Below are 16,783 nucleotides of genomic sequence, written 5' to 3' on the forward strand. Positions count from 1 at the left end.
GTACAACCGCGAACGGCCCGGCCACCTGTTGCAGGTGACCGGGCCGTCGGACGGAGGACGGGCCTCCGCGCGTGTTGCTCGTGCTGGTGCTTACGCGTCCTGGCGCTTGAGACGCGCGTAGGAGCGCTGGCGAGCCGACGCGTCCAGCTCGACCTTGCGGATGCGCACGGCGGCGGGGGTGACCTCGACGCACTCGTCCTCACGGGCGAACTCGAGGCACTCCTCCAACGAGAGCTGACGCGACGGCGTCATCGACTCGAACGTGTCGGCGTTGGCCGACCGCATGTTGGTGAGCTTCTTCTCCTTGGTGATGTTCACGTCCATGTCGTCGGCGCGTGAGTTCTCGCCGATGACCATGCCCTCGTAGACCTCTTCGGTCGGGTTGACGAAGAACGACATCCGCTCCTGGAGGTTCGTGATGGCGAACGGCGTCACCACACCGGAGCGGTCGGAGACGATCGAGCCGTTGATGCGGGTCTGGATCGCGCCGGCCCACTCGTCGTAGCCGTGGAAGATCGCGTTGGCGATGCCGGTGCCGCGGGTCTCCGTGAGGAACGACGTGCGGAAGCCGATCAGGCCGCGCGACGGGACGATGAACTCCATGCGCACCCAGCCGGTGCCGTGGTTCGTCATGTTCTCCATGCGGCCCTTGCGAGCGGCCATGAGCTGCGTGATCGCGCCGAGGTACTCCTCCGGCGTGTCGATCGTCATGTGCTCGTACGGCTCCTGCAGCTTGCCGTTCTCGTCACGCTTCGTGACCACCTGCGGCTTGCCGACGGTGAGCTCGAAGCCCTCGCGACGCATCTGCTCGACCAGGATGGCGAGTGCGAGCTCACCACGACCCTGGACCTCCCACGCGTCGGGGCGGCCGATGTCGAGGACCTTGAGCGAGACGTTGCCGACGAGCTCGCGGTCGAGGCGCTCCTTGACCATGCGGGCGGTCAGCTTGTGGCCCTTGACCTTGCCGACGAGCGGGCTGGTGTTCGTGCCGATCGTCATCGAGATCGCCGGGTCGTCGACCGTGATGGTCGGCAGCGGGCGGACGTCCTCGGGGTCGGTCAGGGTCTCGCCGATGGTGATCGTGTCGAAGCCGGCGACGGCGACGATGTCACCGGGGCCCGCCGACTCGGCCGGGTAGCGGTCGAGCGCCTTGGTGATGAGGAGCTCGGTGATGCGGGCGTTGACGACGGTGCCGTCGTGCTTGACCCACGCGACCGTCTGGCCCTTCTTCATGGTGCCGTGGAAGATGCGCAGGAGCGCCAGGCGACCGAGGAACGGGGAGGCGTCGAGGTTCGTGACGTGCGCCTGCAGCGGGTGCTCGTCGTCGTACTTCGGGGCCGGGACGTGCTGGAGGATCGCTTCGAACAGCGGCTCGAGGTCGTCGTTGTCGGGCAGCTCGCCGTCGTTCGGCTTGTTGCGCGACGCGGCGCCGTTGCGACCCGAGGCGTAGACCACCGGGACGTCGAGGATCGCGTCGAGGTCGAGGTCGTCGACCTCGTCCGACAGGTCGGAGGCGAGGCCGAGGAGCAGGTCCTGGGACTCGGAGACGACCTCGTCGATGCGGGAGTCGGGCCGGTCCGTCTTGTTGACGAGCAGGATCACCGGGAGCTTCGCGGCGAGCGCCTTGCGCAGCACGAAGCGGGTCTGGGGCAGGGGACCTTCGGAGGCGTCGACGAGCAGCACGACACCGTCGACCATGGAGAGGCCGCGCTCGACCTCACCACCGAAGTCGGCGTGGCCGGGCGTGTCGATCACGTTGATGGTGATGGGGCCGTCCGCGCCGAACTCGGTCGCGTGCTTGCCGTTGTAGAGCACCGACGTGTTCTTCGCGAGGATCGTGATGCCCTTCTCGCGCTCGAGGTCGTTCGAGTCCATCATGCGGTCTTCGCCCTCGAAGTGGGCGTCGAACGAGTTGGTCTGCGTGAGCATCGCGTCGACGAGGGTGGTCTTGCCGTGGTCGACGTGTGCCACGATGGCGACGTTGCGCAGGTCGGACCGGGTGGCGAGCGCCATACAGGACATCCTTCAATTTCTGGGAGAGTGTCGGGCCAGTGTTTTCACAGCACCGCACCCGTGGGCAGAACGCCCGACACGCCAGTCTACCGGTAGTTCGCAAGCGACAGGAGTACAGCGCATGAGCCGTCGGCGAACGTGGGTCGAGATCACCATCGTCCTGCTGCTCTCGCTCGGTGCCAGCGCCCTCTACTCGATCCTGCAGATCATCGACGACCTGTCCCAGACGACCCCGCTCGGCGAGCAGTCGACGGCGCTGAACACCTCGTCGACGACGGTGCAGTACGTCGACCTCGCCCGGCAGCTCCTCGGCATCGCGGTGGACCTGGCCCCGGTGGCGCTCGTCTGCTACCTCCTGTGGAGCACGTCGCGACCGCACCTGGGCCGGCTCGGGATCGACCGGTTCCGGGCGAAGCCGGACCTGGGCGGCCCGGCGCTCATCGCCCTGTGCATCGGGATCCCGGGGCTCGCGCTGTACTTCGCGGGGCGGGCGCTCGGCATCACGGTCGCGGTCGACCCCGCCGCGCTGAACTCGTACTGGTGGACGGTCCCGGTCCTGCTGCTGTCCGCGATCCGCTCGGGCCTGCAGGAAGAGGTGATCGTGATCGGGTACCTCTACGCCCGACTCGGCGACCTCGGGTGGGGTCGCTGGCAGATGATCCTGTCGACCGCCCTGCTGCGCGGCAGCTACCACCTGTACCAGGGGTTCGGGGCGTTCATCGGCAACGCGGTGATGGGCATCGTGTTCGGCTGGATCTACACGAGGTGGGGCCGGCTCCTGCCGCTCGTCATCACGCACGCCCTGCTCGACGCGGTGGTCTTCGTCGGGTACCCCTGGGTGGCGCACGCGTTCCCGCAGTTGTTCTCGTAGGCGGCGGCGCGCTGCTGGCAGCTCGCGCACGCGTCGCTGGCCGTTCAGCGCGTCGCGGGCGCATCCACAGCCCCCACTCAGCGCGCCGAGGGGCAACCACCGCCGGGCCGCCCTACCGTGAGACGCATGAGCATCCCCGCGATCGGCGAGTCCGCCCCGTCGTTCACCCTGCCGGGGATGGTCGTGCTCGGCGGCGTCCGCTCCGACGACGAGTACGACCTGTCCGCCGAGATCGGCCGCACCGTGGTGCTGGCCTTCTACCCGGGCGACGCGACGGCGGTCTGCACGGCCCAGCTCTGCAGCTACCAGGCCGAACTCGACCAGTTCACCGACCTCGGCGCGACGGTGTGGGGCATCAGCCCGCAGGCACTCGACTCGCACGAGGGGTTCGCCCGCGGGTCCTCGCTCGCGTTCCCGCTGCTCAGCGACACCGCGGGCTCGGTGATCCGCGCGTACGGGGTGCAGGCACCGGGCATCGGCCTGCGTCGGTCGGTCTTCGTGATCGGCCCCGACGGCGTGGTCCGGTGGCGGCACGTCGGCCTGGTCGGTCTGCGGTTCCCGAAGGCCGAGACCATCCGCGAACAGATCGAACTGCTCGTTTCCTAGCCCCCGGCGTGGGATTCCCCTGAATGCGTCGCGATGGGGTGTTGACACCCCAACTGGGGGCGACGACCATTGACGGCACGAGGGTCCGTCCAGGATCTGCCTCCCCGGGGAATCGGGTCGTCCGGAGATACGCGCCGGTGTGTCACACCCGCTCCCCGGGCGTCTCCGGGGAGGCATCTCGTACCCTCGTCCGGTGCCCACCACCATCGTCGCCCCCGGCCTGCGCGCCCTCGCCGTCGTCCTCTGGGTCGTGGCCGTCGTGCTCGTCCCACTGGCCCTGCTCGGCGGCGGCGCCCCCTGGCTCGTGCCGATCCCGAGCATCGCCGTCGCGTTCGTCGCCTGGGCAGCGCTGTGGCGTCCCCGGATCGAGCTGACGCCGGAGCACCTGCGCGTCGTGGACGTCCGGCGGACCAGCACCTACACCTGGTCCCGCATCAGCGAGGTGCGCACGAAGTACGGCATCGAGGTGGTCACCAGCGAGGGCGTCCGCCGCGTCTGGATCGCGACCCGCCCGACGGCGCGTCTCGCCGCGCACACCGGTGACCACCCGGGAGGCCCGGATCGCCTGGACGTCGACGCTGCGGGCGCGCGGATGCTGGCCCACGTGCCCGCCCCCGCCGAGCAGGACGGCCCACCCCCGTCGACCGTGACGGCTGCGCCGATCACGCACCGCACCCACGGCTGGACGATCCTGGCGATGGTCGTCCTCGGGGTCGCGGCGTCGCTGGCGGCGGCACGGTTCTGACGGTCACGACGCAGAACGACACCCCCGACGTCGTGCGACGTCGGGGGTGTCGTTCGTGAACGGGGCGGCGACTACTTCGTGTAGCCGACGTCCTGCCACTTGACCGAGGACTGCTGGAACTGCGCCGGACCGTAGTTCACCAGGTCCTTGCGCACACCCCAGGCGTACGGCTCGGCGAACAGCGGGATGGTGCCGGCGACCGCGACGATCTTCTTGTCGATGGCCTGCGCGTCCTTGATGCGGGCATCCGGGTCGAGCTCGCCGTTCGCCTTGTCCCACGCGGCACCGAGCGAGTCGTCCGTCACGCCGGTGTAGTTCTGGCCGGCGTCGGCGGGGTAGTAGATCGACTTCAGCGACGAGATCGGGAACGGGGTGCCCTGCCACGCGAAGTACGTGGCGTCGAAGTCACGGGTCGTCGTGGTGATGTACTTCGTGAAGAAGTCGTCGGTGGGCACGGTGTCGATGGTCACCTTGAAGCCGGCGAGCTTGGTCTGCTGCTGCACGAGCTGCGCGACGTTCGCCGAGTTCGGGTTGTCCGACGGGATCACGAAGCGGACGTCGAGTTCCTTGCCGCCCTTGGTCGCGTAGCCGTCCGAGCCGATCTTCCAGCCGGCGTCCTCGAGCTTCGACTTCGCCTTGTCGGTGCTGTAGCCGTAGACGCTCGACGCGTCGTCCTCGTAGCCCTGCTGTCCGGGCAGGTAGACGAGGTTGTTGAGCACGTCGCCCGGGCTCTTCACCGGCGACAGGATCGCCTGGGCCACGACCTTGCGGTTGATGGCCTGTGCGAACGCCTGGCGCACGTCCTGGTCCTTGAAGACGTCCGAGGTGCCGTTCAGCGTGATCTGACGCTGCGTGGTGCCGAGCGAGCGCTCGATCTTCGAGTCGGAGCGCGAGTTCGCCGTCTTGAGGTTGTCGGCGCTGCCGTTCAGGTTGAACGCGTCGAGCTCCTTGTTGCCGTACGCCTGGGCGACGCCGTCACGCGAGACCGTCTTGAAGACGATCGTGTCGAGCTTGCCCTCGTCACCCCACCACTTCGAGTTCTTCTCGAAGGTCACGACGCCACCGTTGGTGTCGAAGGACTTCAGGATGTACGGACCACCGGAGACGTAGGTCTTGCCGTCGGCGGCGTACGGCGCCTTGGCCCAGGCCTTGTTGAAGTGGTCCGGGGTGTCGACGGCCCAGTACGGGTAGATGGCGGTCAGGACGCTCGCCCAGTCGGCGTTGGTCTTCGAGAACGTCATGATGACGTCACGCTCGTCGGAGCCCTGCTTGACCGAGTCCACGTCCTCCCACACGTTGGTGGACAGCGGCGCGAAGGCCTTGTCGGAGCCGTTCAGCGCCTTCCAGTTCGCGATGACGTCCTTCGCGCTGATCGGGGTGCCGTCCGACCACACGGCCTTCGGGTTGATCTTGATCTCGACGGTCTGGGGCGAGTCCTTGGTCAGCTCGACGGACGTCGCGTAGTCCTTGTTCGCCTCCCACTCACCGTTCTCCTTGAACTGGATGAAGCTCGGCAGGTAGGTCTGCGAGATCGTCGTGTCGTCGACGGTCCCCGAGTCCAGGTTGAGCAGCTGCCAGTTCGCCGGAGCTGTGTCGATCGGCAGGGTGATCGACCCGCCGTCCTTGACGTCGGCGCGGTCCGCGACGGTCCAGCCGGTCGACTTCAGCGACGACTCGGCGACCGCGGAGTTGTCGCCGCCCGCTTCTCCGCCGCCGGAGCAGCCTGCCAGCACGACGGCAGCTGCCGCAGCGGTGGCCAGGACGGCGATGCCCTTGATCCTCTTTCGCATGGCGAGGATTCCCTTTCGTTGTGGTTCGCGCAGATCGCGCTGGACCGCGGCGGCCCCCGCCGTCGCGCCTGTTGGTTGAGAACCCTAGCCACATCCGAAGGCGGCACAAGGGTCTGTGCGATGAATCGAAACACGCTCGTAACGAATGTTGCATAGCGTCACTTCCGTTGTCCCACCCAGTCGCTCGAACGGCTAGCCTGTCGCCACCGACAACGCCGTCCGGTCGGACGGCCGCACCCAGAGGTCACGAACCACATGCTCGCCTTCATCGCAAAGCGGATCGTCAACTACATCGTCCTGACGATCGTGGCGACCACGCTCGGGTACATCCTCGCCAGCACGACGCTCAACCCGGCAGCCCGGTTCCTGGGGCGCAACCCGGCCGTGCCGCCGGGCACCATCCAGGCGTCGCTCCGCAAGCTCGGCGCCGATCCGGACACCCCGCTCCTCGTCCGCACCTGGGACTGGTGGGTCGGGCTGGTGACGCACGGCTCGCTCGGCATGAGCACGCGAGGCACCGAGGTGACGGCCGACATCATCGCCCGCTCCGGGACGAGCCTGCGGCTGCTCGTGATCGGCACACTGCTCGGCGCGATCCTCGGGGTGCTCCTCGGCGTCTGGAACGCGGTCCGGCAGTACCGCACCTCCGACCAGGTGTCGACGTACCTGTCCTTCGCGGTGCTCGCCACCCCGACCTTCGTCATCGCGGTCGTGCTGATGATCCTCGCGACCACGCTCAACCAGGGCGTCGGGACGCAGGTGATCCGGTTCACCGGCGAGTACACGCCGGGGGTGACCGGGTTCTTCCCGGTGCTCGGCGACCGGCTCGTGCACCTGTTGTTACCGACGATCTCGCTGACCATCGGCGCCGTCGCCACCTACTCGCGCTACCAGCGCTCGGCGATGCTCGACGTGCTGTCGAACGACTTCATCCGGACCGCACGGTCGAAGGGCCGCACCCGCGGCTCGGCGATCATGCGCCACGGTGTGCGGGTCGCCCTCATCCCGATGTCGACCTTCTTCGCGTACTCGTTCGGACTCATCCTGACCGGCGCGAGCATCACCGAGCTGGTCTTCAGCTGGCACGGCATGGGCGAGTACTTCGTCCAGAGCATCAGCAACAACGACATCAACGCGGCATCGGGCACGATCCTCTTCACGGCGATCCTCGTGCTCATCGCAGGGACCCTCGCGGACCTGCTGTACGCCGCGCTCGACCCGCGAGTGAGGGTGTGACCCGTGTCTGTTCTCGACCCCACGACCACGACCACCGCCGGTGACCCCGGCGACGGCAACGCCGGGACGCCGGCGCACGTCATCGAGGTGAAGGGCGGCCGCACCCCGCTCTGGCGCAAGGTGTTCGGCACCTGGCGCGCGCGCATCGGCGGCAGCGCCCTGCTCCTCATCATCCTCTGGGCGTTCCTCGGCCCGTACCTGTACCACTGGAACGCCGTCGACTCCGACGGACTGGCGTTCGGCATGCCGCCGAGCGCCGCGCACTGGTTCGGCACGAACGACATCGGCCAGGACATCTACGCGCAGACCCTGGTCGGCCTGCAGAAGTCGCTGCTCATCGGCCTGATCGCCGGACCGGCAGCGACCCTGATCGCCGGCATCGTCGGCGCGATCGCCGGGTACTTCGGCGGCCTCACCGACCGGCTGCTCGTGTGGGTCATCGACCTGCTGCTCGTGATCCCGTCGTTCTACGCGCTCGTACTGCTCAGCCCGGTGTTCAAGAACCTGACGTGGGTGGCCCTCATCGTCGGGCTCGCGGTGTTCAGCTGGATGGTGATGGCCAGGGTGATCCGCGGGCAGACGATGTCGCTCCGCGAACGCGACTACGTCAAGGCCGCCCGGTTCATGGGTGTCCCGGCGTTCACGATCATCCGGCGGCACATCCTGCCGAACGTCGCGTCGCTGCTCATCATCGACGCCACGCTCGGCGTCGGAGCCGCGATCCTGGCGGAGAGCTCGCTGAGCTTCTTCGGCTTCGGCATCCAGATCCCCGACGTGTCGCTCGGCACCCTGCTCGCCGCCGGCAGCCAGTCCGCCGTCACCCGCCCGTGGCTGTTCGTCCTGCCCGCCGCGACGCTCGTCGCGACCGTGCTCTCGACCAGCCTGCTCGGCGACGCCCTGCGCGACGCCATCGACCCCACCTCCGGAGCCAACCGTGACTGAGCCGCTGCTCACCGTGTCCGACCTGTCGGTCACGTTCAACCCGAAGACCAAGCCCGTCTACGCGGTCCGGGGTGTCGACTACTCGGTGGCCCCCGGTGAGTTCCTCGGCATCGTGGGCGAGTCGGGTTCCGGCAAGTCGGTGTCCTCGATGGCCGTGATGGGCCTACTGCCGTCCTCCGCCCAGGTGCAGGGCAGCATCCGGTTCGACGGGCAGGAGCTCGTCGGCAGGAACGATCGCGAGATGTCGGCGCTGCGCGGCCGGGACATCGCGATGGTGTTCCAGGACCCGCTGTCCGCATTGACGCCGGTGTACACGATCGGCCAGCAGATCATCGAGGGCCTGCGCCTGCACGACCGCTCCCTCACCCAGCACGCCGCACGCACCCGCGCCGAGGAACTCCTGCGCATCGTCGGCATCCCGAACCCGGCGCGACGACTGGACGCGTTCCCGCACGAGTTCTCCGGCGGCATGCGCCAGCGCGCGATGATCGCCATCGCCATCGCGAACGACCCGAAGCTGATCATCGCGGACGAGCCGACCACGGCGCTCGACGTGACGATCCAGGCGCAGATCCTCGACGTGCTGCAGACCGCCAAGGACATGACCGGTGCGGCCGTCGTGCTCATCACGCACGACCTCGGCGTCGTCGCCGGCAACGCCGACCGCGTCGCCGTGATGTACGCCGGCCGGATCGTCGAGACGGCGCCGGTGCTCCCCCTGTTCCGCGAGCCGGTGATGCCCTACACGATCGGGCTGCTCCGCTCGATGCCGAACATGACGTCCGCCCGCACCGAGCGGCTCGTCCCGCTCGACGGCCGTCCGCCCCTGCTCACGCAGAAGCCGACCGGCTGCCCGTTCGCCGACCGCTGCCCCGCCGTCATCGACGCGTGCCGCGACGGCGAACCCGCCCTCGTCGCACCGACGGTGCCGCAGAGCGCCGACAACCCGGTCCTGACCGGTGCCGTCCAGACGATCGGCAACGGCACCCTGCTCGACGACCACACCGCCGCGTGCATCCGTCGCGACGAGATCGCCGCGGGCACCCTCGAGCGCTCGGAGATCTTCCCCCGCCCCGAGGACGTCCCCGAGGCAGCGGTCGACCACGGCGACGAGGTCGTGCTCGAGCTGCAGGACGTCGTCAAGACGTTCCCGCTCACCAAGGGCGCGCTCTTCCGCCGGCAGATCGGCGAGGTGCACGCGGTGGACGGCATCTCCCTGACGCTCAAGCGCGGCCAGGTGCTCGGTCTGGTCGGCGAGTCCGGCTGCGGCAAGACGACCACCATCATGGAGATCCTCGAGCTCGCCGGGGCCCAGCACGGCACCATCCGGGTGAACGGCGTCGACACCGCCTCGCTGTCCAAGAAGGACCGTCTGGCACTGCGCCGCGACATCCAGGTCGTGTTCCAGGACCCGATGGCGTCGATCGACCCGCGCCTCGACATCGGCTCGGTGATCGGTGAACCCCTCACCGTGCACGGCGTCGCGAAGGACGAGATCCGCCGGCGGGTGCGCGAGGTCCTCGAGCTGGTCGGGCTCGAGCCGAGCTACATCGACCGGTACCCGCACGAGTTCTCCGGCGGCCAGCGGCAGCGCATCGGCATCGCCCGTGCGCTCATCGTCGAGCCGAAGATCCTGGTGCTCGACGAGCCGGTCTCCGCGCTCGACGTCTCGGTGCAGGCCGGTGTGATCAACCTGCTCGAGGACCTCAAGCACCGCCTCGGGCTGTCCTACCTGTTCGTGGCGCACGACCTGTCCGTCGTCCGGCACATCGCCGACGACGTCGCGGTCATGTACCTCGGCCGCATCGTCGAGTACGGCGACGGCGACGCGGTCTTCTCGGACCCGCAGCACCCGTACACCCGGGCCCTGCTGTCGGCCGTGCCGGTGCCGGACCCCATGGCCGAGGCCGCCCGCGGGCGCATCCTGCTCGACGGCGACCTGCCCTCCCCCACGGAGCGCATCGACGGCTGCCGGTTCCGCACGCGCTGCCCGCTCTACCAGCTCCTCGACGAGGGCCGGCAGGAGCAGTGCCGCACGATCGACCCGGGCCTCGAGCCCGTGCACGGCCGCGGTGTCGCCTGCATGCAGACCGACCAGGAGCACCTGCTCACCGAGCGGGTCGGCGCGGTCGTCTGACGACCCGGTCACGTTCACCGCTCCAGATCGTGAGCAGGAAGGGTCGGGTCCCGTCCGCGGACTCGACCATTCCTGCTCACCGAGCGCGGCAGTGGACGTGACCAGCGGACGGACGGGAGGCCCGGTACCAGCTGGCACCGGGCCTCCCGTCCGTCGTGTGGTCGCGATCGCGAGCCGCGTCAGGCTCCGAGCCACAGGCTGAGCAGCGAGGCGGCGAGCAGCGCCAGCGCCGCTGCGCCGACCGCCAGGGCCGGCACGTCCCAGCCGCGCACGGCGTCGCCGGCGCCGGTGCCGTCGCGGTGCTCGGACCAGCGGTCGAGCAGCACCGTCATCTCGTCGGGCTGTCGCAGGACGGCCCGCTCACCGCGCCGGGCCGGTTTCGGCCGCGGCAGCGACGGCCCGCCCCAGCACTGGACCTTCCGGCCGGCGACCGTCTCGATCACGATCTGCCAGCGGAGCCGGACGTCGGCGACGGCCTGCCACGGCACCACGGTGCGGCGGAGCGGGTTGACCACGGTGACCGCGCGCTCGTCGATGACGATGCACGGACGGTAGGTCAGGACCCAGAGCGCCCAGACGAGCACGGCGATCGGGCCGGCGGCACGGAGGACGACGTCCCAGCTCCCCCGGAACGCCGCATCGCCGAGCAGGAACAGGCCCAGGACGGCGACGAGGCCGGACGCCACCGCGCCCCCGCGACCAGCGCGGAGGACGACGGGGCGTCCGGCCTCGTTCGTGTCCAGGTGGATCAGCGTCCGAACTCGAACCCGGCGCCGGGGATGGCGGCCAGGAGGTCCTTCGTGTACTGCTCCTTCGGGGCGGCGAAGACCTCGTCGGTCGTCGCCTTCTCGACGATCTGCCCACGGCGCATGACGCACACGTTGTCCGCGACGAGGCGGACGACCGCGAGGTCGTGCGTGATGAACAGGTACGTCAGGCCGAGCTCGGTCTGCAGCTCGGTGAGCAGGTCGAGGATCTGCCCCTGCACGAGCACGTCGAGCGCGGAGACGGCCTCGTCGAGGACGATGACCTCCGGCTTGAGCGCCAGTGCTCGCGCGACGGCGATGCGCTGTCGCTGGCCACCGGACAGCTCGTTCGGGTAGCGGTTCACCATCGACTTCGGCAGCGCGACCTGGTCGAGCAGCTCCAGCACCCGGGCGCGACGCGAGGCCTTGTCGCCCACCTTGTGCGTGGCGAGCGGCTCGGCGATCGTGTTCCCGACGTTGTACATCGGGTCCAGGGAGCCGTACGGGTCCTGGAACACCGGCTGCACGCGGCGGCGGAAGTCGAAGAGGTCCTTGCCCTTCAGCGCGCCGATGTCGATGCCGTCGAACTGCACGGTGCCGCTCGTGATGCTCTCGAGCTGCAGCACCAGCTTCGCGACGGTCGACTTGCCCGAACCGGACTCGCCGACGAGCGCCGTGGTGGTGCCCTTCTGGATCGAGAACGACACGTCGTCGACGGCCTTGAGCTCGCGGGTGGCGAGGCTCTTGCCGCGCAGCTTGTAGACCTTCTCGAGGTTCTTCACCACGATGAGGTCCTCGGCCGGACGGTGCTCGCGCTCCTGGGCCCGGGCGATCAGCTCGGCGTCGTCGTTGCCGGCGTCGGCGATGTCGACGCGTGCGTGCTGCACCTTCGACTGGATGCGACGGCTGGCCAGCGACGGGGCCGCCGCGACGAGCCGCTGCGTGTACGGGTGCTGCGGGTTGGCCAGGATCTCCTTCGAGGGACCGGCCTCGACGACCTGGCCCTTGTACATCACGACGAGCTTCTCGGCACGCTCGGCGGCGAGGCCGAGGTCGTGCGTGATGAACAGCACCGAGGTGCCGAAGTCGCGGGTCAGGCTCTCGAGGTGGTCGAGGATGACGCGCTGGACGGTGACGTCGAGCGCGCTCGTCGGCTCGTCGGCGATGAGCAGCTGCGGGCGGCTCGACAGACCGATACCGATGAGCACGCGCTGGCGCATGCCGCCGGAGAACTCGTGCGGGTACTGCTTCAGGCGGGTCGAGGCGTCGCCGAGGCCGGCCTCCTGCAGGACCTCGACGGCACGGTCACGGACCGCCTTCTTGCCGGTCGCCATGCCGTTCGCACGGATCGCCTCTTCGACCTGGAAGCCGATCGACCACAGCGGGTTGAGGTTCGACATCGGGTCCTGGGGGACGTAGCCGATCTCCTTCCCGCGGATCTCCGACATCTCCTTGTCGCTCAGCCCGACGAGCTCGCGCCCGTTGAACTTGATCGAGCCACCGGTGACCTCACCGGTGCCGGGGAGCAGCTTGATGATCGCCTGGGCGCTCGTCGACTTGCCCGAACCGGACTCGCCGACGATGGCCAGGCGCTCGCCCTGCTCGAGGGTGAGGTTGACGCCGCGGACGGCCTGCACGAGGCCGCTCTGGGTCTTGAAGCCGACCTGCAGGTCGGTGATCTCGAGCAGCGGGGCGCCGGAACCGCCGGTGCGGCTGCTGTTCGTCTGGGTCAGTGTCTCGCTCATCGGCGGGCCCTCGCCTTCGGGTCGAGCGCGTCGCGCACCACGTCACCGAGGAGCAGGAACGCGAGCACGGTGATGGACAGGGCTGCCGACGGCCAGAAGATCGTCGACGGGTTCGTGCGGATCGACGTCTGGGCGGTGCCGATGTCGAGGCCCCAGCTCAGGGCCGACGGCGGCAGACCGATGCCGAGGAACGACAGCGTCGCCTCGGCGACGATGAACGTGCCGAGCGACACGGTCGCGACCACGATGACCGGAGCCAGCGAGTTCGGGATGACGTGGCGCACGAGCGTCCGGAACCGGTTGACACCCAGGGCCGCCGACGCCATGACGTAGTCGGCCTGCTTGGCGCTCAGCACGGCGCCACGCATGATGCGGGCGATCTGCGGCCACGCGAACGCGGCGAGGACGAGCGCGACGGTGATCGCGTTCCGCGCGGGGATGACCGACATGATCACGATCGCACCGAGGACGGTGGGGATCGAGAAGAAGATGTCACCGATGCGGGACACGATCGTGTCGAGCCAGCCGCCGTAGAAGCCGGCCAGGGAACCGATCACGATGCCGACGATCGACACCAGGATCGTCGCGACGATGCCGACGATGAGCGAGTTCTGGGCACCCCAGATCACGCGGGCGTAGACGTCCGAGCCCTGACGCGTGAAGCCGAGGATGTGCCCGGCCTCGGGTCCGCCGTCGCTGTTGTCGAGGTTCGACGCGCGCGGGTCGACGTGGGCGAAGAGCCCCGGGAAGACCGCGACGACGATGATCAGCAGGATCAGGATCGAGGAGATCCAGAACGTCGGGCGGGTCCGCATGGACTCCCAGGCATCGGTCCACAGGGAACGGGTCTTCTCGTCCTCGTTGACCTGGTCGACCGCCTGCAGGGGGGTTTCTTCGAGCGGGGCGACGTAGTGCGTCGCCGAGCGGGGTGCGGCGTTACTTGGCATAGCGGATCCTCGGGTCCAGGACGGCGTAGAGCAGGTCCACCAGGAGGTTGGCGAGCATGAAGATGATGACCATCACGGCGACGAAGGAGACCACCGTCGGGCCTTCGCCGAGCTTGACGGCGCGGAACACCGTGCCGCCGACACCGTTGATGTTGAAGATGCCCTCGGTCACGATCGCGCCGACCATCAGGTTGCCGATGTCGACGCCCAGGTAGGTCACCACGGGGATGAGCGAGTTCCGGAAGATGTGCACGCCGACGACACGACGGCGGGGCAGGCCCTTGGCCGTGGCGGTGCGCACGAAGTCGGCGCTCATGTTCTCGGCGACGCTGGCCCGGGTCAGACGCACGATGTACGCGAACGAGACCGAGGCGAGGACGATCGCCGGCAGGACGAGTTCGCTCCACGGCGCCTCGCCGGACACCGTGACCCGGAACAGCCCGAGCTTGATGCCGAAGACGTACTGCAGCACGAACCCGACGACGAAGGTCGGCACCGAGATGAGCAGGAGCGACACGACGAGCGCGGTGGCGTCGAACAGCTTGCCCTTGCGCAGACCCGCGACGACGCCGACGACGATGCCGGCGACGGCCTCGAACACGAGCGCGAGGAGCGCCAGGCGCGCGGTGATCGGGAAGGCCGATGCGAGCTGCTGGCTGACCGGCAGACCCGAGTAGGTCACGCCGAGGTCGCCGCGGAACACGCCGCCGATCCAGAGCAGGTACTGCACGATGAACGGCTTGTCGAGGTTGTACTGCTGACGCAGCGTCTCGATGACCTGCGGCGACGGCTGCCGGTCGCCGAACAGCGCGGCGATCGGGTCGCCGGGCAGCGAGAAGACCAGGAAGTAGATGAGGAACGTGGCCCCGAAGAACACGGGGATGAGTTGCAGGAGGCGCTTGCCGAGGTACCAGAGCATCAGATCACTGCCCGGTCCGGAGCGATGTCGATCAGGTTCATTGTGGTGAGGGGTGGACGGTCCGAGGGTCGGCACGGATGTCCGGTGCGGGAGGGCGCCCGCTGTGTGGGGGTGTTGCCACCGTGGTACGGGGGTTCGGGGACCTGTGCGGTCCCCGAACCCCCGTCCGGTGATCGCGAAGCAGGATACCTGCTCGCGCTTCGGTCTCTAGGAGACCTGGATCAGTTCTTGACCTCGATGTCGTAGTACAGCGGCACCGAGTTCCAGCCGAACTTGACGTTCGACACGTTGTCCGCGTTCCAGACACCGGTCACGTTGGAGTACCAGAGCGGGATCTCGGGCAGGTCCTCGAACAGGAGTTCCTGTGCCTGGTCGAAGGACTTGTTGCCCTCTTCGACGGTCGCAGCCGAACGGCCCTTGGCGAGCAGCTCGTTGTACTCCTTGGAGTCGTACCGCGAGTAGTTGTTCGACGAGCCCTCACCCATGGTCGGGCCGAGGAAGTTGTACAGCGACGGGTAGTCGGCCTGCCAACCGGTGCGGCTGCCGCCCGTGAGCTTGTCGTTCGTCTGGAGGTCCAGGGCTTCCTGGAACGTCGGGATCGCGTTGCCCTCGGCCTTGATGCCGAGCGTGTTCGAGATCGAGTTCGTGACCGCGGTCACCCAGGCCTCGTGGCCACCATCGGCGTTGTACGTGATGGTGAGCGTGTCGTCGTACTTCGAGATCTTGTCGGCCTCGGCCCAGAGCTTCTTGGCCTCGGACTCGTCGTAGTCCAGGACGTCCGAACCGTCGAGGTCGTCGTTCCAGCCGGCGATCACCGGGGAGGTGAAGTCCTTGGCCGGGGTGCGGGTGCCGTCGAAGATCTTGTCGGTGATCTGCTTGCGGTTGATCGCCATCGAGACGGCCTCGCGACGCAGCTTGCCCTCTTCACCCTTCCAGTGGTCGAGGTAGTAGGGCAGGTAGATCGCCTGGAAGATCGCGGCGGGCTGGTTGACGTTCGAGTCCGGGAAGTCGGACTTGTAGGTCTTGAACGCGCTGTCCGGCACGGCGTCGAGGACGTCGAGGTTGCCGCCCTGGGCGTCGGAGTACGCGGTGTCCTGCGAGGCGTAGAACGTGATCGTCAGACCACCGTTCTTCGGCTTGCGCTTGCCCTCGTAGTCCTTGTTGGTGACGAGCTTGATGGACTGGTTGTGCGTCCAGGCCTTCTTGCCGTCGAGCTTGTACGGACCGTTGCCGATCGGGTTCTCACCGAAGGCCTTGGTGTCGTCGTAGAACGCCGACGGGAGCGGCACGAACGCCGAGTAGCCGAGCGACAGCGGGAAGTCGGACTGCGCCGACTTCAGCGTGACGGTGAACTCGTCGTCGTCCACGACCTTGAGGCCGGTGAGCTCGGAGTCCTTGTCGGCGTTGTAGCCCTCGATGTTCTCGAAGAAGTAGCTGGCGCCCTGGGCGTTCGACTTCTGGGCTGCCCAGTTCCACGCCTTGGTGAACGACTCGGCCGTGACCTTCTCGCCGTTGGTGAAGGTGTAGCCGGTGTTCAGCGTGATGTCGAACGTCTTCGAGTCATCGGTGTCGATGCTCTTGGCGACCTCGTTGACCGGCTTGCCGTCGGCGTCGTACGAGACGAGGCCCTCGAAGAGCGAGTCGATGATCTTGCCGCCACCGGTCTCGGTGGTGTTCGACGGGATCAGCGGGTTCTGGGGTTCGCTGCCGTTGGTGGTGACGATCCCGGACGCGTTCGCCGAGCCCGAGCCACCCCCGTCGGAGCTGTTGCTGGAGCAGGCGGTCAGGGCGAGTGCTGTGGCCCCGAGCACGGCGAGGGCGGAAAGCCCGGCGCGCTTCTTGATCAAGGTTCCTCCTGGTGCATGGGACGCGCAGGGCACAGCGGTGTCGCCCGGGCGCGTTTGACCTTTGCAGCGTAGGCAAGGTGAACAGCGGCGTCCAAACCCAGGGGCGAACGGTTACACGCCGGTAACCAACTTGCACGATCCTTGCGACAAGATGCAACATTCGCGCGCGTGCTGGTGAAGGGTGCGTTTTTGTTGCATCCGCATGAAATCCATTGCACTCCGTCACACTTCTGTGCAAG

At 68.2% G+C, this 16,783-nt stretch carries 13 protein-coding genes; 6 read left to right on the forward strand and 7 right to left on the reverse strand.

The genetic code is table 11. The annotated features are described in order from the left end of the window. Positions 1-90 precede the first annotated feature (90 nt). Entirely contained in the window at positions 91-2,013 is a 1,923-nt protein-coding gene (typA, locus tag DEJ02_RS12085; protein WP_027464562.1) for a translational GTPase TypA, read from the reverse strand. A 121-nt stretch (positions 2,014-2,134) separates the two neighbouring features. On the opposite strand from typA, the gene DEJ02_RS12090 reads away from it, so the two are divergent. The 3 genes from DEJ02_RS12090 to DEJ02_RS12100 all read left to right on the forward strand — a co-directional run bounded on the left by DEJ02_RS12090 (position 2,135) and on the right by DEJ02_RS12100 (position 4,235). Continuing rightward, positions 2,135-2,884 (forward strand): CPBP family intramembrane glutamic endopeptidase, encoded by a 750-nt coding sequence (locus tag DEJ02_RS12090; RefSeq protein WP_071404166.1) that lies wholly within the window; start codon positions 2,135-2,137, stop codon positions 2,882-2,884. A 126-nt stretch (positions 2,885-3,010) separates the two neighbouring features. Further along, entirely contained in the window at positions 3,011-3,490 is a 480-nt protein-coding gene (locus tag DEJ02_RS12095; RefSeq protein ID WP_111033240.1) for a peroxiredoxin, read from the forward strand. A gap of 193 nt (positions 3,491-3,683) precedes the next feature. Further along, a complete protein-coding gene (locus DEJ02_RS12100; RefSeq protein ID WP_111033241.1) occupies positions 3,684-4,235 on the forward strand; it encodes a PH domain-containing protein in 552 nt (183 codons plus the stop codon). A gap of 71 nt (positions 4,236-4,306) precedes the next feature. On the opposite strand, the gene DEJ02_RS12105 is transcribed toward DEJ02_RS12100, so the two are convergent. Continuing rightward, positions 4,307-6,025 carry an ABC transporter family substrate-binding protein gene (locus DEJ02_RS12105; RefSeq protein ID WP_110864438.1) on the reverse strand — a complete coding sequence of 573 codons (1,719 nt, stop codon included), beginning with the start codon at positions 6,023-6,025 and terminating at the stop codon, positions 4,307-4,309. 255 nt (positions 6,026-6,280) lie between these two features. Between DEJ02_RS12105 and DEJ02_RS12110 the strand changes: the two genes are divergently transcribed. The 3 genes from DEJ02_RS12110 to DEJ02_RS12120 are packed head-to-tail and all read left to right on the forward strand — an operon-like array spanning position 6,281 to position 10,340. Further along, a complete protein-coding gene (locus tag DEJ02_RS12110) occupies positions 6,281-7,261 on the forward strand; it encodes an ABC transporter permease (RefSeq protein WP_110864437.1) in 981 nt (326 codons plus the stop codon). A 3-nt stretch (positions 7,262-7,264) separates the two neighbouring features. Next, complete coding sequence (locus DEJ02_RS12115) at positions 7,265-8,203, forward strand: ABC transporter permease (RefSeq protein WP_071404170.1); 939 nt, start codon at positions 7,265-7,267, stop codon at positions 8,201-8,203. Further along, on the forward strand, positions 8,196-10,340 hold the full coding sequence (locus DEJ02_RS12120) for a dipeptide ABC transporter ATP-binding protein (RefSeq protein ID WP_111033242.1): 2,145 nt from the start codon (positions 8,196-8,198) through the stop codon (positions 10,338-10,340). The genes DEJ02_RS12115 and DEJ02_RS12120 overlap by 8 nt, the downstream gene beginning before the upstream one ends. Before the next feature lie 179 nt (positions 10,341-10,519). Here the strand turns inward: DEJ02_RS12120 and DEJ02_RS12125 are convergent, their stop codons facing one another. From DEJ02_RS12125 to DEJ02_RS12145, 5 genes are all read right to left on the reverse strand, one after another. After that, complete coding sequence (locus tag DEJ02_RS12125; RefSeq protein WP_071404172.1) at positions 10,520-11,026, reverse strand: PH domain-containing protein; 507 nt, start codon at positions 11,024-11,026, stop codon at positions 10,520-10,522. Between the two features lie 62 nt (positions 11,027-11,088). Continuing rightward, on the reverse strand, positions 11,089-12,831 hold the full coding sequence (locus tag DEJ02_RS12130) for an ABC transporter ATP-binding protein (protein WP_071404173.1): 1,743 nt from the start codon (positions 12,829-12,831) through the stop codon (positions 11,089-11,091). Then, positions 12,828-13,778 (reverse strand): ABC transporter permease, encoded by a 951-nt coding sequence (locus tag DEJ02_RS12135; protein ID WP_071404174.1) that lies wholly within the window; start codon positions 13,776-13,778, stop codon positions 12,828-12,830. The genes DEJ02_RS12130 and DEJ02_RS12135 overlap by 4 nt, the downstream gene beginning before the upstream one ends. Next, on the reverse strand, positions 13,768-14,697 hold the full coding sequence (locus DEJ02_RS12140) for an ABC transporter permease (protein ID WP_111033243.1): 930 nt from the start codon (positions 14,695-14,697) through the stop codon (positions 13,768-13,770). The genes DEJ02_RS12135 and DEJ02_RS12140 overlap by 11 nt, the downstream gene beginning before the upstream one ends. Positions 14,698-14,918: 221 nt before the next feature. Further along, positions 14,919-16,544 carry an ABC transporter substrate-binding protein gene (locus tag DEJ02_RS12145; protein WP_110864434.1) on the reverse strand — a complete coding sequence of 542 codons (1,626 nt, stop codon included), beginning with the start codon at positions 16,542-16,544 and terminating at the stop codon, positions 14,919-14,921. Positions 16,545-16,783 lie beyond the last annotated feature (239 nt).

Origin of the sequence: Curtobacterium sp. MCLR17_042 (assembly GCF_003234695.1) — a bacterium.
Classification (GTDB): domain Bacteria; phylum Actinomycetota; class Actinomycetes; order Actinomycetales; family Microbacteriaceae; genus Curtobacterium; species Curtobacterium flaccumfaciens.